17 protein-coding genes and 1 tRNA gene are annotated in these 19,328 nt (G+C 73.8%); 16 read left to right on the top strand and 2 right to left on the bottom strand.

Translation table 11 applies throughout. From position 1 onward, the window contains the following. The first annotated feature begins 8 nt into the window (after positions 1 to 8). A complete protein-coding gene (locus OSR43_RS15070) occupies positions 9 to 647 on the top strand; it encodes a hypothetical protein (RefSeq protein WP_302267431.1) in 639 nt (212 codons plus the stop codon). Continuing rightward, complete coding sequence (locus tag OSR43_RS15065; protein WP_302267430.1) at positions 647 to 1,567, top strand: LCP family protein; 921 nt, start codon at positions 647 to 649, stop codon at positions 1,565 to 1,567. Before OSR43_RS15070 ends, OSR43_RS15065 begins: the two co-directional genes overlap by 1 nt. 81 nt (positions 1,568 to 1,648) lie before the next feature. On the opposite strand, the gene OSR43_RS15060 is transcribed toward OSR43_RS15065, so the two are convergent. Next, positions 1,649 to 3,070: a hypothetical protein gene (locus tag OSR43_RS15060; protein WP_302267429.1), complete on the bottom strand. Its 1,422-nt coding sequence runs from the start codon at positions 3,068 to 3,070 to the stop codon at positions 1,649 to 1,651. Between the two features lie 281 nt (positions 3,071 to 3,351). Further along, positions 3,352 to 3,427, bottom strand: a tRNA-Arg gene (locus OSR43_RS15055). Between the two features lie 92 nt (positions 3,428 to 3,519). On the opposite strand from OSR43_RS15055, the gene argS reads away from it, so the two are divergent. From argS to OSR43_RS14985, 14 genes are all read left to right on the top strand, one after another. Continuing rightward, entirely contained in the window at positions 3,520 to 5,175 is a 1,656-nt protein-coding gene (gene argS, locus OSR43_RS15050) for an arginine--tRNA ligase (RefSeq protein ID WP_302267427.1), read from the top strand. 4 nt (positions 5,176 to 5,179) lie between these two features. Continuing rightward, positions 5,180 to 6,580, top strand: a complete 1,401-nt coding sequence (lysA, locus tag OSR43_RS15045) for a diaminopimelate decarboxylase (RefSeq protein ID WP_302267425.1) — start codon at positions 5,180 to 5,182, stop codon at positions 6,578 to 6,580. Further along, a complete protein-coding gene (locus tag OSR43_RS15040) occupies positions 6,580 to 7,899 on the top strand; it encodes a homoserine dehydrogenase (protein WP_302267423.1) in 1,320 nt (439 codons plus the stop codon). Before lysA ends, OSR43_RS15040 begins: the two co-directional genes overlap by 1 nt. Further along, positions 7,896 to 8,987: a threonine synthase gene (gene thrC, locus OSR43_RS15035; protein ID WP_302267422.1), complete on the top strand. Its 1,092-nt coding sequence runs from the start codon at positions 7,896 to 7,898 to the stop codon at positions 8,985 to 8,987. Before OSR43_RS15040 ends, thrC begins: the two co-directional genes overlap by 4 nt. Continuing rightward, complete coding sequence (gene thrB / locus OSR43_RS15030) at positions 8,984 to 9,889, top strand: homoserine kinase (RefSeq protein WP_302267421.1); 906 nt, start codon at positions 8,984 to 8,986, stop codon at positions 9,887 to 9,889. Before thrC ends, thrB begins: the two co-directional genes overlap by 4 nt. A gap of 285 nt (positions 9,890 to 10,174) precedes the next feature. Continuing rightward, positions 10,175 to 12,205, top strand: a complete 2,031-nt coding sequence (rho, locus tag OSR43_RS15025; protein WP_302267420.1) for a transcription termination factor Rho — start codon at positions 10,175 to 10,177, stop codon at positions 12,203 to 12,205. Between the two features lie 207 nt (positions 12,206 to 12,412). Then, complete coding sequence (locus OSR43_RS15020; protein WP_302267419.1) at positions 12,413 to 12,784, top strand: response regulator transcription factor; 372 nt, start codon at positions 12,413 to 12,415, stop codon at positions 12,782 to 12,784. A 41-nt stretch (positions 12,785 to 12,825) separates the two neighbouring features. Then, on the top strand, positions 12,826 to 14,433 hold the full coding sequence (locus OSR43_RS15015) for an ATP-binding protein (RefSeq protein WP_302267418.1): 1,608 nt from the start codon (positions 12,826 to 12,828) through the stop codon (positions 14,431 to 14,433). Between the two features lie 163 nt (positions 14,434 to 14,596). Then, the gene (gene rpmE / locus OSR43_RS15010) at positions 14,597 to 14,812 is read left to right on the top strand and encodes a 50S ribosomal protein L31 (RefSeq protein ID WP_302267417.1); all 216 of its coding nucleotides are present in this window, start codon (positions 14,597 to 14,599) and stop codon (positions 14,810 to 14,812) included. A gap of 111 nt (positions 14,813 to 14,923) precedes the next feature. Beyond that, complete coding sequence (prfA, locus tag OSR43_RS15005; protein ID WP_302267416.1) at positions 14,924 to 15,997, top strand: peptide chain release factor 1; 1,074 nt, start codon at positions 14,924 to 14,926, stop codon at positions 15,995 to 15,997. Then, positions 15,994 to 16,875, top strand: a complete 882-nt coding sequence (prmC, locus tag OSR43_RS15000) for a peptide chain release factor N(5)-glutamine methyltransferase (protein WP_302267415.1) — start codon at positions 15,994 to 15,996, stop codon at positions 16,873 to 16,875. Before prfA ends, prmC begins: the two co-directional genes overlap by 4 nt. Positions 16,876 to 16,879: 4 nt before the next feature. Continuing rightward, a complete protein-coding gene (locus OSR43_RS14995) occupies positions 16,880 to 17,551 on the top strand; it encodes an L-threonylcarbamoyladenylate synthase (RefSeq protein ID WP_302267414.1) in 672 nt (223 codons plus the stop codon). Further along, positions 17,551 to 18,708 carry an MraY family glycosyltransferase gene (locus tag OSR43_RS14990; protein WP_302267413.1) on the top strand — a complete coding sequence of 386 codons (1,158 nt, stop codon included), beginning with the start codon at positions 17,551 to 17,553 and terminating at the stop codon, positions 18,706 to 18,708. The genes OSR43_RS14995 and OSR43_RS14990 overlap by 1 nt, the downstream gene beginning before the upstream one ends. 67 nt (positions 18,709 to 18,775) lie before the next feature. Next, positions 18,776 to 19,306: a hypothetical protein gene (locus OSR43_RS14985; RefSeq protein WP_302267412.1), complete on the top strand. Its 531-nt coding sequence runs from the start codon at positions 18,776 to 18,778 to the stop codon at positions 19,304 to 19,306. Positions 19,307 to 19,328: the final 22 nt, after the last annotated feature.

Here is a 19,328-nt window from a genome sequence, read left to right as displayed (position 1 = left end):
CGGCCACGATGACCCGGACCCCTCACGGGACGCCCCTCGACGGGCCTCGAGGGCCCCGACGGCCCGGACGCCTCGTCGCGACGCTGGTCGCGGCGGCGCTGACGCTGGGCGCCACCGCGTGCTCCGGCGACGGCGCGCCGGACGCCGAGCGGGGCGGCCACCGGCAGGCGGCCCTCGTCCGCGCGGAGGCGGGGTCCGTCCCGACGACGACCACGGTCACGGAGGTGACCGGCCGGCTGCCCGCCGCCCGGCGGGCGCGGCTGAAGAAGGACGTCGCGCGCGTCGTCGACGGCTGGCTGGACGCGGCGTACGTCGGTGGCGACTTCCCTCGCGAGGGCGGCTTCCGGCAGGCGTTCCCCGGGTTCAGCAGCGGGGCGAAGGACGAGGCGCGCCGCGACCTCCGGCTGATGACGAACGTCGGCCTCGCCGGCCGCATCGACGGCGTCGACGTACGTCGCCGCGAGCTGCGCCTCGACGTGCTCGCCGTGCGCGGCCGGCCGGTCGGCGTGACGGCCCGGGTGCTGCTCGGGTTCACCACGAGCGGGCAGGTCGAGCGGCGCGACCGCGTGCAGGGGCGGCTGTACCTCGCCCGTCGCGAGGGCGCCTGGCAGGTCTTCGGCTACGACGTCTCGCGGGGGAGGTCCTGATGCGGTCCCGGTTCGCACGGGTGCGGAGCGCGGTGCGGGCCGGCGTGCTCGCGGCCGTCCTGGCGACGGCGGCGCTCGTCGTCCCCGACGCTGCGGTCCACCCCACCGACCTGGTGCTGGTCGAGGTCGACCGCGCCGACGGCGTGGCGGTCCAGGACTCCGACGTGCTGTGGGTGCTGGCGGTCGGGTCCGACGCCCGTCCCGGCCAGTCGATGCTGGACGTGCGCGCCGACGCCATCCAGCTGGTCGGCCTCAACACCCGCACCGGCTCGGCGGTCGCGATCGGCGTGCCGCGGGACTCCTGGGTCGCCATCCCCGGGCACGGCCACGGCCGGGTGAACTCGGCACTGACCTACGGCGGGCCCCAGCTGGTCGGCCGGACGGTCGGGGACCTCGTCGGCGTCCAGCCGCAGTACGTCCTCGTGACCCGGTTCCCGTTCTTCGAGGACATGGTCGACGACATCGGGGGCATCCACGTCCGCAACCCGCGGCGCTTCTCCGACGAGCACCTCAAGCCCCAGGGCTTCGCGCGCGGCCGGATCAGGCTCGACGGGTACGGCGCCATGGCGTTCTCCCGGGTCCGCAAGTCGCTCGCCGGCGGGGACTTCGACCGCTCCGCGAACCAGCAGCGCGTGCTGCGCGGGATCCAGCAGGCCGTCCGGGCCCGGGCGGACGAGCCGGGCTTCATCGCGCGCGGCGTGCTGACCGTCATGGAGCACCTCCACACCGACCTCCCGCCCGACGAGCTGTTCCGCCTCGCCCAGGCGCTCGCGCACATCGACCCGACGAAGGTCACGACCTGCGTCGTCCAGGGCACGATCGGCACCGTCGGTCCCGCCTCGATCGTCCGGCCCTCGGTCGCCCAAGCGCGCCGGTACGGCGCCGCGGCGCGCTCCGACGCCTCCCTCCGGGGCTGCTGAGCGACCGGCCGGCGCACCGACGACAGCCGGGCCGGCCCCTCGAGGGGGCCGGCCCGGCGGGTCTATCGGGTCGTGCGGGCGTCAGCGCGGGAAGATGCGGCCCGCGGACGAGGCCAGGTCCAGGACGCCGATGCCGGCGAGCTGGAGGGTCAGGCCGTGGACGCCGATCCCGTGGAAGGTGCGGTCGAAGAGCTTCTTGAAGTTCAGGAAGTTCCCGTCACCCAGGTCGTAGGAGTCCCCGGCGCGCAGGCTGACGGGCCGGCCGTCGTGCAGGATCTGCAGGTACTTGGTCGTGACCCTGGGCGCCACCTTGCCGGAGGTGGCCGAGCGCTTGAGGTGCACCAGGGAGGAGAGGCCCTTGATCTCCAGGCCCAGGGTCGGGACGGCGACGGTCCCGAGGTCGGTGCCGATCATGGCCTTCGCCGCGCCGCCCCTGAGGTGGTCGCCCATGAGCTTGTAGGTCACCCCGCTGACGTCGACGAGCCCGCCGAGCAGCGAGTAGTGCGCGGCCTTCTGGGTGACGACCCTGCCGTCGGTGCCCTCGCAGGGGATCGATCGCTGGCCGAGGTTGCCGAGGTTCAGCAGCGGGACGTCGCCGAGGATGTTCGCGCCGGTGGCGGTGCCGCGGAAGACGCCGGCGGGGCCGGCCTCGGAGATCCGGGTGCGGGCGCGGCCGAGCTGCAGGACCGTCGGGTTGCCCGTCGCGGTGATCTCGAGCTTGAGGGCGTACGCCTCGGAGGTGCCGGAGGTGGCGTTCGCGCTGCCCTTGGCGGTGCCGAGCGCGAGCGAGCCCAGCCCGGGGATCCGGATCGCCTGGCCGGGCAGCAGGCTGGTCAGCAGGTCGATGACCTGGTTGACGACCTGGGAGACCGGCGCGGTGACCTGGTTGAGGATGTCGAGGAGAGCGGCGAGCGGCGTGCCGTCGACGACGGTGCCGTCGTAGTCCAGCGAGATGCCCTTGAAGCCGAAGGACTCCTCGTGGTCGAAGGAGCGGCCGTCGTGGAAGGCGTCGGCGACCGACTGCAGGCCCTCGATCTTGAGCCGGGGGAGCTTGCCGAGGCCGGGGACCTCGCCGCCGACGGCGATGTCGGCGATGGTGCTGATCCCGCGGACGCCGGTGCGGCCGCCCTCCTGGTAGGTCTCCGAGCGCTGCTTGGTGAGGGAGAGGTCCACCAGCGGCACGAGGTCCTCGGGCAGGGCGAGCTGGGACTGCTTCTCCGCGACGCGGCCGGCCATGGTCGTGCAGCGCTGCTGGGCGTAGCCGTCCTTGAGGCCGCGGACCTCGACGCCCTCGAGCAGCACCTTGGCGCCGAAGACGTCGGCCTTGTAGCCGAAGCCGGTCCTCTCGAGCCGGCCGCTCGTGGTGAGCGCCCCGGCCGGGGCGGAGACGACGGCCTTCGGGGCGGTCTCGGCGGTGGCGGTGGGGGTGACGACGAGAGCGGCGGCGAGGCCGGCCGCGCTGGCCGCGGTGACCGCGACCGCCCTCCTCAGGGTCTTCTTCACGCTTTCCTGCTTTCGTGGCTGGCGTCGCTCGACCCTCCCCGGCCGGGCGACGGGACCTGGTGACCGGACCGCGAGGGGCCCGTGGCCGGTGCGGACAGCCGAGGCCCGTCCTCCGGGAGCCGGCCCGGGGAAGCCGCCTCACCGCCTGCAACGGGCACCCCGAGGGTTCGTTACGTGCGTCACGTGGGCGGGGGAGGGGTGTCTAGACCCGTGCGGGCGGGTACCCGCTGGGGCCAGGAATGCGGAACGGCCCCCCGGGATGCCCGGGAGGCCGTTCGGTGTGGCGCCTCCGGCAGGATTCGAACCTGCGACACCTGGTACCGGAAACCAGTGCTCTATCCCCTGAGCTACGGAGGCACGCGCCGCCCCAGCACTTCGGGGCGCGCGGTGGAACCGTACCCGGCCCCGGCCGTGCGGGAGAAACCGGTGCCCGCCGATAGGCTTGGACGGTGACTCCCGCGCAGCTCTCCACGACCATCGTCGACGGCCTGACGGCCCTCGTCGAGCAGGGTGCGCTCACCTTGCCCGACGGCGTACCCGCGGAGGTCACCGTCGAGCGTCCCCGTCAGAAGGGGCACGGCGACTACGCCACGAACGTTGCGCTGCAGCTGGCCAAGAAGGCCGGGACGAACCCCCGTGCGCTGGGCGAGCTGCTGGCCGACCGACTGCGCGCCGCCGAGGGGATCAGCGACGTCGAGGTCGCCGGGCCCGGGTTCCTCAACATCACCGTCGAGGCCGCGGCCCAGGGCGTGGTGGCCGCCGAGATCGTCGCGGCCGGTGAGCGGTACGGCCACACCGCGACGCTCGCCGGACAGCGGGTCAACGTCGAGTTCATCTCGGCCAACCCGACCGGCCCGCTGCACCTGGGGCACACCCGGTGGGCGGTGCTCGGCGACGCGATCGGCCGGGTGCTCGCGGCCGCGGGCGCCGAGGTGACCCGCGAGTTCTACATCAACGACCGCGGCGTGCAGATGAACCACTTCGCCGACTCGATCATCGCCGCCGCGCTCGGCCGGCCCGCGCCGGAGGACGGGTACGCCGGCGCCTACATCGGCGACCTGGCCAAGGCCGTCGGCGAGGCGAGCCCGGGGATCTTCGACCTCCCGGCCGAGGAGCGGCGCGCGGCCGTGCGCGAGAAGGGCTACGAGCTCCAACTGGCCCAGCAGCAGGCGCAGCTCGCGGCGTTCAACACCCACTTCGACGTGTGGTTCTCCGAGCTCTCGCTGCACGAGTCCGGCTCGGTGCCCGAGACGCTCGCGCGGCTCAAGGAGCTCGGCACGGTCTACGAGGAGGGCGGCGCGCTGTGGATGCGCACGACCGACTTCGGCGACGACAAGGACCGGGTGCTCATCAAGTCCGACGGCGAGCTGACGTACTTCGCCTCCGACACCGCCTACTACCTCGACAAGCGGGGCCGCGGCTTCGACCGCTGCATCTACCTGCTCGGCGCCGACCACCACGGGTACGTCGGCCGGCTGCGCGCCATGGCCGCCTGCGTCGGGGACGACCCCTCGCAGACGCTCGAGGTCCTCATCGGCCAGCTGGTCAAGATCCTCCGCGACGGCGAGGAGCTGCGCCTGTCGAAGCGCGCCGGCACCATCGTCACCCTCGAGGAGCTCACCGACGAGATCGGCGTCGACGCCCTGCGCTACTCGCTGGCGCGCTACCCGGCGGACTCCCCGCTCGTGCTCGACGTCGCCGAGATCACCCGGCAGTCCAACGAGAACCCCGTCTTCACCGTGCAGTACGCCCACGCCCGCGTCGCGAGCCTGCTGCGCAACGCCGCCGACCTCGGCGTCGAGGCCGCCTCGCACCCCGAGCTCCTCACGCACGAGAAGGAGGGGCTGCTGCTGCGGGCGCTCGCGGAGTTCCCCCGCGTGGTCGCGAGCTCCGCGGAGCTCCGCGAGCCGCACCGCGTCGCCCGCTACCTCGAGGAGCTGGCCGGCACCTACCACCGGTTCTACGACAGCTGCCGAGTGCTGCCCATGGGCGACGAGGAGACCACCGACCTGCACCGGGCGCGCCTGCTGCTGGTCCAGGCGACGCGGACCGTCCTGGCCAACGGCCTGGGCCTCCTCGGCGTCACCGCCCCCGACCGGATGTGAGCAGATGACCCACGAAGCAGGCTGGGCGCACGCGCCCGGTGCCTTCCGCGGCCCCTCCTGGCTGCGCCCGCCCGCCGACCCCAACGACCTGGTCCCGCAGCTGTGGTCGACCACGGCGCACAAGGACGACGCCGGCGTGCTGACCGTCGGCGGCGTCGCGCTGACCGACCTGGTCGCCGAGCACGGCTCGCCGGCGTTCGTCCTGGACGAGGCGGACTTCCGCGGGCGCGCCCGCGCCTTCCGCGACGCCTTCGCCGACTACGACGTCTACTACGCGGGCAAGGCCTTCATCTCCGTGGCGGTCGCGCGCTGGATCGCGGAGGAGGGGCTCTGCCTCGACGTCTGCAGCGGCGGCGAGCTCTCGGTCGCCGAGCGGGCGGGGTTCCCGATGGAGCGGGTGGAGTTCCACGGCAACAACAAGTCCGAGGGCGAGCTGCGCCGCGCCGTACGACTCGGTGTCGGGCGGGTCATCGTGGACTCCTTCCACGAGATCGAGCGGCTGGCCCGGATCGCCGCCGAGGAGGGCGCCAGCGTCCCGGTGATGGTCCGCGTGACCGCCGGGGTCGAGGCCCACACCCACGAGTACATCGCCACCGCCCACGAGGACCAGAAGTTCGGCTTCTCGATCACCTCCGGCTACGGCCTGGACGCAGTACGTCGCGTGCTCGCCGCCGAGGCGCTCGAGCTGCGGGGCCTGCACTCCCACATCGGCAGCCAGATCTTCGACTCCGCGGGCTTCGAGGTGGCCGCCCGCCGGGTGCTGGCGCTGCACGCCACCGTGTCCCGCGAGCTCGGCGTCGACATGCCGGAGATGGACCTCGGCGGCGGCTTCGGCATCGCCTACACCACCCAGGACGACCCGGCCGAGCCCGCACGCCTGGCCGCCGAGATGACCGCGATCGTCGAGCACGAGTGCCGGGCGCTCGGCATCGACCGGCCGGCGCTGTCGATCGAGCCGGGCCGCGCGATCGTCGGACCCTCGATGTGCACCGTCTACGAGGTCGGCACCGTCAAGGAGGTCAGCCTCGACGGCGGCGCCTCGCGCACCTACGTCTCCGTCGACGGCGGGATGAGCGACAACATCCGCACCGCGCTCTACGACGCCGACTACTCCTGCACGCTCGCCTCCCGCACCTCCGACGCAGACCCGGTGCTCGGCCGCGTCGTCGGCAAGCACTGCGAGGCCGGCGACATCGTGGTCAAGGACGAGTTCGTGCCCGGCGACCTGGCTCCCGGCGACCTCGTCGCCGTCCCCGGGACCGGCGCCTACTGCCGCTCGATGGCCTCCAACTACAACCACCTCTTGCGGCCTCCGGTGATCGCGGTGCGGGACGGTGCGTCGCGCGTGCTCCTGCGGCGGGAGACTGAGGACGACCTGTTGGCGACTGACGTGGGTGATCTGTGATGGAGGGCGACAAGCGACCCGGCACGCTCCGGGTGGCGGTGCTCGGCTGCGGCTCGGTGGGCTCCCAGGTGGTGCGGCTGCTGCGGGACCAGGCCGACGACCTCGCGGCCCGGGTGGGCGTGCCGGTCGAGCTGGCCGGCGTCGCCGTGCGCCGCCTCGACGCACCGCGCGAGGTGGAGGTCCCCGACGGCCTGATCACGACCGACGCGGCGGGCCTGGTGGCCCGCGACGACGTCGACCTGGTGGTCGAGGTGATCGGCGGGATCGAGCCCGCCCGCTCGCTCATCCTCTCCGCGCTGGAGAACGGCGCGAGCGTGGTGACCGCCAACAAGGCGCTGCTCGCCGAGGACGGTCCGACGCTCTTCGAGGCCGCCGAGAAGGCCGGGCGCGACCTCTACTACGAGGCGGCCGTCGCCGGTGCCATCCCGATCCTGCGGCCGCTGCGCGAGTCGCTGGCCGGCGACCGCGTGACGCGCGTGCTGGGCATCGTCAACGGCACCACGAACTTCATCCTCGACAAGATGGACTCCTCCGGCGCCGGCTTCACCGAGGCCCTCGAGGAGGCCCAGGAGCTCGGGTACGCCGAGGCCGACCCCACCGCCGACGTGGAGGGCTTCGACGCCGCCGCGAAGGCCGCGATCCTGGCCTCGCTGGCGTTCCACTCCCGCGTGACCGCCTCCGACGTGCACCGCGAGGGCATCTCCGAGGTCACCGCCGCCGACGTCCGGTCCGCCGCCGACATGGGAGCGGTCGTCAAGCTGCTCGCGATCTGCGAGCTGCGCGCGGGCGAGGACGGCGAGGAGGCGGTGGCCGTCCGCGTCCACCCCGCCATGATCCCGCGCTCGCACCCGCTCGCCTCGGTCCGCGAGGCCTACAACGCGGTGTTCGTCGAGTCCGAGGCCGCCGGACAACTGATGTTCTACGGCCCCGGAGCCGGTGGGTCGCCGACCGCCTCGGCGGTCCTCGGCGACCTGGTCACGGTGGCGCGGAACCTGCTCGCCGGCACGCGCGGCGCGGGGGAGTCGGCGTACGCCGACCGGGCCGTGCTGCCGATGGGGGAGGCGCGGACGCGCTACCACGTCGCGATCGACGTCGACGACCGCGCCGGCGTGCTGGCCGCGGTCGCGACCGCCTTCGCCGAGCACGGCGTCTCGATCCAGACCGTCCGCCAGGAGGGCCGCGACGACGACGCCCAGCTGGTCGTGGTCTCGCACGAGGCGACCGACGCCCAGCTGAGCGCCACCGTGGAGCACCTGCGGGGCATGGAGATCGTCCGCGAGGTCACCTCGGTGATGCGGGTGGAAGGGGAGCAGGAGTGAGCACGCGCACGGCCACCCACCAGTGGCGGGGTGTCATCGAGGAGTACCGCGACCTGCTGGAGATCCCCGCCGGCACGCCCGCGGTCACCCTCCGGGAGGGCGGCACGCCGCTCGTCCACTCCGGCTGGCTCTCCGGCCTCACCGGTGCCGACGTCTGGCTCAAGGTCGAGGGCAGCAACCCGACCGGCTCCTTCAAGGACCGCGGCATGACCGCGGCCATCTCCTGCGCGAAGGCGGAGGGCGCCGAGGCCGTGGTCTGCGCGTCGACGGGCAACACGTCGGCGTCGATGGCGGCGTACGCCGCGAAGGCCGGCCTCAAGCCGCTCGTGCTCGTCCCCGAGGGCAAGATCGCCGCCGGCAAGATGGCCCAGGCGATCATGCACGGCGGCCAGGTGGTCATGGTCCGCGGCAACTTCGACGACTGCCTCGCCCTGGCCCGCCAGCTCGCCTGGGACTTCCCTGTCGCGCTGGTGAACTCGGTCAACCCGGTGCGGCTCGAGGGCCAGAAGACCGCCGCCTTCGAGATCGTCGACTTCCTCGGCGACGCCCCCGACTACCACCTGCTGCCGGTCGGCAACGCCGGAAACATCTCGGCGTACTGGCTCGGCTACACCCAGTACGCCGCCCTCGGGATGGCGACGCGGACGCCGGTCATGCGCGGCTTCCAGGCCGAGGGTGCGGCGCCGCTGGTGACCGGTGAGCCGTTCCCCGACCCGGAGACCAAGGCGACCGCGATCCGGATCGGCAACCCGGCCTCCTGGAAGCTCGCCGAGGCCGCCCGCAACGAGTCCGGCGGCCGGTTCGCCTCGGTCAGCGACGACCAGATCCTCAGCGCGCAGCGCCAGCTCGCCGCCCACGACGGGGTCTTCGTGGAGCCCGCCTCCGCCGCCGGCATCGCGGGGCTGCTGCAGGAGCTCGCGGCCGGGGAGTCCTACGCCGGCAGCACCGTGGCGATCACGGTCACCGGCCACGGGCTCAAGGACACCGCCACCGCGCTCGAGGGCTTCGCCGCCAGCGGCCAGAGCATCGTCGACACCGTCATCGACGCCGACGTCACCGCGGCGGCCGAGGCCGCCGGCCTGGCGTGACCCGGTTCGTCGAGGGGCCGGTGCGGGTCTCCGTGCCGGCCACCTCGGCCAACCTGGGCCCCGGGTTCGACAGCCTCGGCCTCGCCCTGGACCTGCGCGACGAGCTCGAGGCGGAGGTGCTCGCGGACGGCCTCGTGGTCGAGGTCGACGGTGCCGGAGCGGGCTCGGTGCCGCTCGACGGGTCGCACCTCGTCGTCCGGGCGATGCGGGTCGCCTTCGAGGCCCTCGGCGCCGAGCCGCCGGGGTTCCGCCTGCGGTGCACGAACGTGGTGCCGCACGCCCGCGGGCTCGGCTCCTCCTCCGCCGCGATCGTCGGCGGGCTCGCCCTCGCGCGCGCCCTCGTGGCTGGCGGCACCCTCATCCTCGACGACGCGGCGCTCTTCGAGCTGGCGGCGCGGATGGAGGGCCACCCGGACAACGTCTCGCCGGCGCTGCACGGCGGCTTCACGATCTCGGGCCACGACGACGACGGGTTCTGGACCGTCGGCTCGCCGGTCGACCCCCGCGTCGCGGTGGCGGTGTTCGTCCCCTCCGACCCGGTCTCGACCGAGGTCGCCCGCGGCCTGCTGCCGGCACAGGTCCCGCACGCGGAGGCCGCGGCGGACGCCGGGCGCACGGCGCTGCTCGTCGCCGCCCTCGCCGGGCGGCCCGAGCACCTGCTCCGCGCGACCCGCGACTACCTCCACCAGGAGCAGCGCCGGCCCGCGATGCCGGCCTCCCTGGCGCTCGTCGACGCGCTGCGCTCCGACGGCGTGCCCGCGGTCGTCTCCGGCGCCGGTCCCACGGTGCTGGCCTTCGTCGACGGGCCGGCCGGGGGGAAGCGGCTGCTCGACCGCTGCCCGGACGGCTGGGCCGCGCACGTGCTGGCCGTCAGCACCGACGGCGTCCGCGTCCTCGACTGAGCCGACCCACCCCGCCGCGCCGATCCCCGTGGTCCGCCCCACGGCCGTCCGGGCCGGTGGTACATTGACGGCGCGCCGCACATCTGGCGTAGCACCCGATCGTGACTCCCGGGCCAGTCCGGACCCGGCGGGTGCACACTCCCTCTCGTTCGTCGCGGAGATCCTCCGCGCACCGGTCCGTCCTCGCCGCTGGCGACGCCGGCCCGGGAGTGGGAGCCCTGACGAGCAGCCGGACGGACCGCGTGGGCGGCCGCGGCACTGACGACGTGGGAAGGACCCCCTCACGTGACGGAGACGATCGAACCCACCACCTCCGGCGGCGCAGCCAGGAAGCGCGGTGGCGGGCTCAGCTCGATGCTCATCGCCGACCTGCGCTCGATGGCCGGCGGCATGGGCATCCCGGGCGCGGCCACGATGAAGAAGGCCCAGCTCATCGAGGCCATCAAGGGCGCACAGACCGGCGGGCGACCCGCCGCCGAGCCGGCCGCCGCGGAGCCGGCCGCCGCGGAGCGACCGGCGGACCGACCGGCCCGTGGCCGGGGCGCCAAGCGTGGCGGCCAGCCCGCCGAGGCGACCGAGCAGCAGGCCTCCCAGCCGCCCGCCGAGCAGCCCATCCCGCAGTCCACGGAGCAGCCCACCGTGGTGCGCGCCGAGCCGCAGGCCGAGCTCCCCGTCGAGCCGGCCGCCGAGCAGCAGCCCGCCGGGCAGCAGGACGGCGAGCGCCGCCGCGAGCGCAACCGGGACCGGCAGCAGGAGCGCCAGGGGCGCGACCGCCAGGACCGGGCGCAGGACAAGGCCCCGGAGAAGGCCCAGGACAAGCAGGATCAGGACCGCCAGGACCAGGGCGGCCGGCAGGGCGGCCAGAAGCAGGGCCAGCGCAACCAGGGACAGAAGCAGGAGCGCCGCGACCCCCAGGACCGCCAGGACCGCGACCGCCAGGACCGGGACCGCCAGGACCGCGACCGCCAGCAGGAGCGCGAGCGGCAGCAGGACCGGGACCGCCAGCAGGACCGGGAGCGGGAGCGCCAGCAGGACCGCGTGCGCGACCAGCAGGACCGCGACCAGCAGGACCGCGACGACGACGACCACGACGGCGGCGGGCGGAACCGGCGTCGCCGGGGACGCGACCGAGAGCGCGGTCGCGGGCAGCGCAACGAGCCCGACACCACGATCCTCGAGGACGACGTCCTCGTCCCGGCCGCCGGCATCCTCGACGTCCTGGACAACTACGCGTTCGTGCGGACCAGCGGCTACCTGCCCGGGCCCGACGACGTCTACCTGTCGCTCTCGATGGTGCGGAAGTTCGGTCTGCGCCGCGGCGACGCGGTCGTCGGCCAGGTCCGCCAGCCGCGCGAGGGCGAGCGCCGGGAGAAGTTCAACCCGATGGTGCGCCTCGACAGCGTCAACGGCACCGACCCCGAGGCGAGCAAGCACCGCGTCGAGTTCTCCAAGCTGACGCCGCTCTACGCCAGCGAGCGGCTGCGCCTGGAGACCGGCCCGGACAACCTCATCGGGCGGGTCATCGACATCGCGGCACCGATCGGCAAGGGCCAGCGCGGCCTCATCGTCTCCCCGGCCAAGGCCGGCAAGACGATGGTGCTGCAGTCCATCGCGAACTCGATCACCACGAACAACCCCGAGTGCCACCTGATGGTGGTCCTGGTCGACGAGCGGCCCGAGGAGGTCACCGACTTCGAGCGCTCGGTCAAGGGGGAGGTCATCTCCTCGACGTTCGACCGGCCGCCGGCCGACCACACCATGGTCGCCGAGCTGGCGATCGAGCGCGCCAAGCGCCTGGTCGAGCTCGGCCACGACGTCGTGGTGCTGCTCGACGGCATCACGCGCCTGGGCCGGGCCTACAACCTGTCGGCGCCGGCGAGCGGACGCATCCTGTCCGGCGGCGTGGACTCCGCGGCCCTCTACCCGCCGAAGCGGTTCTTCGGCGCCGCCCGCAACATCGAGAACGGCGGCTCGCTGACGATCCTCGCGACGGCGCTGGTCGAGAGCGGCTCGAAGATGGACGAGGTCATCTTCGAGGAGTTCAAGGGCACGGGGAACATGGAGATCCGCCTGCGGCGGGACTTCGCCGACAAGCGGCTCTTCCCGGCCATCGACGTCGTGCAGTCCGGGACCCGGCGTGAGGAGCTGCTCCTCTCCAAGGAGGAGCTGGCGATCATCTGGAAGCTGCGCCGGGTGATGTCGAACCTGGAGAACCAGCAGGCGCTGGAGCTGCTGCTCGAGCGGCTGCGGAAGTCGCAGACGAACATCGAGTTCCTGATGCAGGTCCAGAAGACGACGCCGGCCGACGACGACTGAGCCCGCTCGTACGACGAGCCCGGACCCGCGCCGCGCGGGGCCGGGCTCGTCGTACGCCGCGGCGCGACGGGGCCCGTGCGCCGATCTGCGCAACCGCCGTCCGCGCCGCACGCGGACCCCGTAGGCTGACCGCCACGAGCGGGCTCCCCGACTCGGCACCGACGAAGCGGCAGCCCGGCTGCCCGACGAACCAGGGAGGGCAGGACCGTGGCACGCATCCTGGTCGCTGACGACGACGTCGACATCCGGGAGCTGGTCGAGTTCAAGCTCTCGACGCTGGGTCACGACATCGTGGCCGTCGCCGACGGCGCCGCGGCCGTGGAGGCCTGCCAGGCCGAGCGTCCCGACCTCGCGGTCCTCGACGTGATGATGCCGGGCTTCTCCGGCCTCGACGCGATCCGCGTCATCCGCGCCGACCCCGCGCTCGCCGACCTGCCGGTGATCCTGCTGACCGCCCGCGCGCAGGAGTCCGACGTGGAGACCGGGTTCGACTCCGGCGCCGACGACTACATCACCAAGCCGTTCAGCCCGCGCGAGCTCGCCTCCCGGGTCGAGGCGCTCCTCGCCCGGGCCCAGTGACACCGGACGTCCCGTCCCGGTGACCGCTCGATGAGCGCTCGATGACGACTGCCCAGCGTGGCCGTCCCGCCACCGGTGTGCCCGCCGCACCGGCTCCCGCCGGCGGGCGGCCCGTGGCGCGGCTGCTGGCGCCGGTGCTCCTGCGCCTGGGCCTGCTGCTCGCCCTGATGGCGGCGATCTGCGTGGCCGGTGTGCTCGCCTCCACCCAGGCCGTCGACCACCTGACCGACGAGCTGCTGCCAGCGGCCAGCGCCAACGAGGACGTCCTGCAGGACCTCACCGACATGGACGCCGCCGTCGGGGCCTACGCCCGCAGCGGCGACCAGGGCGCCCTCGCGGACTACGAGCAGGCCCTCCAGCGCTTTCCCGGGCACGAGCAGCGGGTGCGCGAGTTCGCCCGCGGCGACGCGGGGCTCGAGCTGCTGGTCACGCGCCAGCAGGACGCCGCCGACGCCTGGCTGACGCAGTACGCCGAGCCGCGGGTCGAGGCGCCCGGCGGGCCGGGCACCTTCCAGCGGGCGCGCTACACCCGCGGCCAGCGCCTCTTCGACGAGGTGCGTGAGGCCCACCTGGCCACGCACGCGGAGTTCGACCGTCGTCAGCGCGAGGCCAGCTCGGACGCGCAGTGGCGCTTCCGGGGCACGATCGTCGCGGTCGTCGCCCTGGGCCTGCTCGGCTGGTTCCTCGTCGGGCGCGCCCGACGCCGGCTCGAGCGCGAGCTGTCCGAGCCGCTGCTGGCGATCGAGTCCACCGTGCAGCGGATCTCGCGCTCGGAGCCCGACGTGCACGCCGCGGTTGCCGGCCCGCGCGAGGTGCGGGCGGTCGCCGTGGCGCTCAACGACCTGGTCGAGCAGCAGGCCCGGGCCCGGGCCGTCGAGACGCGGATCCAGTCCGAGCTCCGGGCGCTCGACACCGCGCGCGACGACTTCGTCTCCAACGTCTCCCACGAGCTGCGGACCCCGCTGACGACCATCAGCGGGTACCTGGAGATGGTCGCCGAGGAGTTCGAGGACGACATGGCGCCCCGCCACGAGCGCATGCTCGAGGCCACGCGGCGCAACGTCACCCGGCTCAAGACGCTCATCGACGACCTGCTCACGCTGTCCAAGGCCGAGAACCGGGGGACCGACCTCGAGCAGGTCGACCTCGACCAGGTCGTGCGCGACGCGGTGACCGACGTACGGATCACCGCCGCACGCCGCGGCATCCGCGTCGAGGTGACCGCCCCCGGTGACCCGCTGCCGGTCCTCGCCGACCGGGCGATGCTCAACCGGGCGTTCCTCAACATCCTCAGCAACGCGGTGAAGTTCAGCAAGGACGGCGACCCGGTCGAGGTCGAGGTGACCGCGTCGATGGGGACGGTGCGGGTGGCGGTGACCGACCACGGCATCGGCATCCCGGCCGCCGAGCTCGACCGCCTCGGCACGCGCTTCTTCCGCGCGTCCAACGCCGTCTTCAACGAGATCGCCGGCACCGGCCTCGGGGTGCGGATCGTGCAGACCATCATCGACAAGCACCAGGGCGAGGTGCTCTTCGAGTCCGAGGAGGGTGCCGGCACGACGGTGGTCGTCGTGCTCCGTCTCCAGGGCGATCGCGTGCCGCCCGCACCGGCTCCCGCCGAGCTCGAGGCCGGCGCTCAGCAGGCGTGACGCACGGCACGAGGCCGGTGGTGTCCGGTGGGCGGCACGGGCCGGCCACCGGGAACAACCACGATTGGGCCGGCGTTCGTACCGGTGGCACAATTCCGTGCTGGTTCCGGTTCACGTCCCGGCCGCAGGGCGCGGCGGACGACCCGGCGACTGAGAGGACACCATGAAGAAGGACATCCACCCCGAGTACGTCGAGACCCAGGTGACCTGCACCTGCGGCGCCGAGTTCACGACTCGCAGCACCGTCTCGTCCGGCCAGATCCGCTCGGACGTCTGCTCGCAGTGCCACCCGTTCTACACCGGCAAGCAGAAGATCCTCGACACCGGCGGCCGCGTCGCCCGCTTCGAGGCCCGCTACGCCAAGGCAGCCAAGAAGTAGCTGTCACCGAGCGCCGGTCCCTGCCGCATGGCGGGGGCCGGCGCTCGTCATTTGTCCGTCACCCCCAGCCACCCGTCCCGGCCACCGTCCCAGGACCCGCGAGGAGCGCCGATGTTCGAGGCCGTCGAAGGCATGCTCGTCGAGCACAGCGCGCTCGAGCAGCAGCTCGCCGCTCCGGAGACCCACGCGGACGCACGGCTCGCCAAGCGGCTCAACCAGCGCTACGCCCAGCTCTCCTCGGTGATCGGGGCGTGGCGGGACTGGCAGGGGCTCGAGGACGACCTCGGGGCCGCCCGCGAGCTGGCCGCCGAGGACCCGACGTTCGCCGAGGAGGCCGAGGCGCTGGTCCCGCGCCTGGCCGCCGCGGAGGAGCGCCTGCGCCGGCTGCTCGTGCCGAGGGACCCGGCCGACGACAAGGACGCGATCCTCGAGCTGAAGTCCGGCGAGGGCGGCGAGGAGTCGGCGCTGTTCGCCGGCGACCTGCTGCGGATGTACACCCGCTACGCCGAGGCGCGCGGCTGGAAGGTCGAGCTGCTCGACGCCACCGAGTCCGACCTGGGCGGGTACAAGTCGGTGACCGTGGCCGTCAAGGCCAAGGGGACCCCCGAGCCCGGCGAGGCGCCGTACGGCCTGCTGAAGTTCGAGGGCGGTGTCCACCGCGTCCAGCGGGTCCCGGTGACCGAGTCCCAGGGCCGGGTGCACACCAGCGCCGCCGGCGTGCTGGTGCTGCCCGAGGCCGAGCAGGTCGACGTGACGGTCGACGAGAACGACCTGCGCATCGACGTCTTCCGCTCGAGCGGTCCCGGCGGCCAGAGCGTCAACACGACCGACTCGGCCGTGCGGATCACCCACCTGCCGACCGGCATCGTGGTGTCCTGCCAGAACGAGAAGAGCCAGCTGCAGAACAAGGAGCAGGCCATGCGCATCCTGCGCGCGCGGCTGCTCGCCGCCGCGCAGGAGGCCGCCGACGCCGAGGCGAGCGACGCTCGGCGCAGCCAGGTGCGCACGGTCGACCGCTCCGAGCGGATCCGCACCTACAACTTCCCGGAGAACCGGATCTCCGACCACCGCACCGGCTACAAGGCCTACAACCTCGACCAGGTGCTCGACGGGGACCTGCAGCCGGTGCTCGCCTCCTGCCTCGACGCCGACCTCGCCGGCCGGCTCGAGGCGCTCGAGCAGTGACCGCGCCGGGCACGCCGGCCACGCCGGCCGCGCGCCGCACCGTGCTGGCCGAGGCGACCGCGCGGCTGCGCGAGGCCGGGGTCGCCAGTCCCGACCACGACGCGGCCGAGCTGCTCGCCCACGTCCTGGGCACCACCCGCGGCCGGCTGGTGCTGGTCGACCAGGTCGGCCCCGCCCACCTCGAGCAGTACGCCGCGCTCGTCGCGCGCCGCGCGCGGCGTGAGCCGCTGCAGCACCTCACCGGGTCCGCGTGGTTCCGCCACGTCGAGCTCGCGGTCGGCCCGGGCGTCTTCGTGCCGCGGCCGGAGACCGAGCTGCTCGCCGGGTGGGCCGTCGACCGGGCCACCGCGCTGGTCGAGGAGGGCCGGACACCGGTCGTGGTCGACCTCTGCACGGGCTCCGGCGCGATCGCGAAGGCGGTGGCCCACGAGGTGCCGCAGGCGGTGGTGCACGCGGTGGAGCTGGACGAGCCCGCGCACCGCTGGGCGGTCCGCAACCTGGCCGGCACCGGGGTCGACCTGCGCCAGGGCGACCTGGCGACCGCCTTCGACGACCTGGCCGGCGAGGTGGACGTGATCACCTGCAACCCGCCGTACATCCCGCTGGACGCCTGGGAGTCGGTCGCGCCCGAGGCGCGGGACCACGACCCGCACCTGGCGCTGTTCTCCGGCGACGACGGGCTCGACGCGATGCGGGTCCTCGAGCGGCGCGCCGCGCTGCTGCTGCGGCCCGGGGGAGTGGTCGGGGCAGAGCACGCCGACGCGCAGGGCGACCTCGCCCCGGCGGTCTTCACCGCGACCGGCCGGTGGACCGAGGTCCGCGACCACCTCGACCTGGCAGGTCGGCCGCGCTTCCTGACGGCGCGGCTGGCACGATGACCGGGTGAGCGAGCGCTACCCGACCGACACCGAGGAGGCCCGCGAGGCCGCCGTCGAGGCTGCGACGCTGGCGGTTCAGCGCGGCGAGCTCGTCGTGCTCCCGACCGACACCGTCTACGGCATCGCCGCCGACGCCTTCGACCCCGCCGCCGTCCGCGACCTGCTCGACGCCAAGGGCCGCGGCCGCGACATGCCGCCGCCCGTCCTCGTCAGCTCCCCGACGACGCTCGACGCGCTCGCCGTGCGGGTGCCCGGGTACGCCCGGGCGCTGGTCGAGCGGTTCTGGCCCGGGCCCCTGACCGTGGTCTGCCACCAGCAGACCTCGCTGCAGTGGGACTTGGGCGACACCCGGGACACGGTGGCGGTGCGCATGCCCGACCACCCGGTGGCCCTGGAGGTCCTGGAGCGGACCGGCCCGCTGGCGGTCTCCTCGGCGAACCTCTCCGGCATGCCGGCCGCGACCGACGCCGACCAGGCCGAGGAGATGCTCGGCGACGAGGTCGCCGTGCTCGTCGACGCGGGGGAGTCGCCCGGCGGCGAGGCCTCCACGATCGTCGACTGCACCGGCGACCAGGGCCGGGTCCTGCGCCGCGGCGCCCTCTCGCTCGAGGCGCTGAACGAGGTCCTCGAGCCGCTCGGGGCGACGCTGACCGACGAGGGCCGGGCGACCACGTAGTGCGGGAGTACCTCCTCGTCTTCCTCGTGGCCGCGACGGTGACCTACCTGCTCACCGTGGTGGCGCGGGAGATCGCGATCCGGACGGGCGCCGTGGCCGCCGTGCGCGACCGCGACGTGCACGACGAGCCGATCCCCTACCTCGGCGGGCTGGCGATGCTCGGCGGGCTGGTGGCGGCGTACCTCGTCGCCCGGGAGCTGCCGTTCCTCTCCCTCAGCGGGCCGTTCGTGTTCCGCGACGCGGGGGTCGTGCTCATCGCCGGCGCGCTGATCTGCGCGGTGGGCGTCCTCGACGACATCTTCGAGCTCGACGCGCTCACCAAGCTCGGTGGACAGGTCCTGGCGGCCGGGTTCCTCATCGCCTTCGGGATCCAGTACGTCTTCTTCCCGCTCACCAACGGCGACATCTTCTCCCTGGACCCCTCGCAGGGCGCGCTGCTGACCGGGTTCGTCGTCGTCGCCACCGTCAACGCGGTGAACTTCGTCGACGGTCTCGACGGCCTGGCCGCCGGCGTGGTCGGCATCGGCGCGATCGCGTTCTTCGTCTTCTGCTACCAGCTCACCCGCCTCAACGACGCCCCGCGCGCGACGACCGCGGCGCTGCTCAGCGTGGCGCTCGCCGGGGTGTGCCTGGGCTTCCTCGTGCACAACTTCCACCCCGCGCGGCTGTTCATGGGTGACTCCGGCTCCATGCTGATCGGACTGGTGCTCTCGGCGAGCGCGGTGACGCTCACCGGCCAGTTCTCCGGCACCGAGATCTCCCGCGGCGCCTCGGGCACGCAGGCGAGCCTGCTGCCGACGCTGCTGCCGGTCCTGCTGCCCGTCTCGATCCTGCTGGTCCCGCTGCTGGACCTGGTGATGGCCGTGGTCCGGCGCACCCGGGCCGGACGCTCGCCGTTCGCCCCGGACAAGCAGCACCTGCACCACCGGCTGCTCGAGATCGGCCACTCCCAGCGGCGCGCGGTGATGATCATGTGGCTGTGGGCGGCCCTGATCGCCTTCGCCACGGTGCTCGCGAGCCTCTACACCGGGGTGTGGGTGTGGCTCGCGGTCGGGGCGCTCGCGCTCGTCACGGTGGTGCTCACGTTCGTGCTCCCGGTGCTGCGCAAGCCCCAGGTCCTGGAGGTGCTCGATGAGCCCTCGCCGGAGACCTTGTGATAGTTTTCACGAGCGGCCCCCGGGCCGCTGACGACCGCGACGAACCCCTCCCAGAACGGCCGCCGAGATGACGACCGAGACACCGCGCGAGACCGCCAGGACCCGCCGTGACGGTGGGACGGCGGTGCTCCTCGGGGCCGCGCTCGGGACCGTCGTCGCCGGCCTCGCCGCCGCGGCGGTGGGCGCCCTGGTCGACGGCAGCCCCGCAGCGTACGGCGCTCTCGTCGGCAGCGCGCTGGTGGTCGTCGTCTTCGCCTTCGGCTCCGCGACGGTGCACGCCGTGGCGGGTCTGTTGCCCGCGGCCTCGCTGGTCGTGGCGCTGCTGACCTACGCCCTGCAGCTGCTGGTCGTCCTGGTCGTGCTCTCGGCGCTCGACGCCTCGGGCGCGGTCGACGACACGCTGTCGCGGGGGTGGCTCGCGGGGGCCGTCATCTGCGGCGCGCTCGCCTGGACCTTCGTTCAGGTGGCGCTCGCGTCCAGGGTGCGGATCCCGGTCTACGACCTCTCCGCGGGCGACGGTGCCACGGGCGCCGGCGCCGCCGGGGAGGCCCCGGGTGAGGCCACCCTGACCACCTCGCAGCCCGGGTGTGATCGATGACTACCCGACCCTGCTATCGTCC

Origin of the sequence: Nocardioides sp. Arc9.136 (assembly GCF_030506255.1) — a bacterium.
Taxonomy (GTDB): Bacteria; Actinomycetota; Actinomycetes; order Propionibacteriales; family Nocardioidaceae; genus Nocardioides.
Note: the sequence above shows the minus strand (reverse complement) of the source record. Positions and strands in the feature narration are given on the sequence as shown.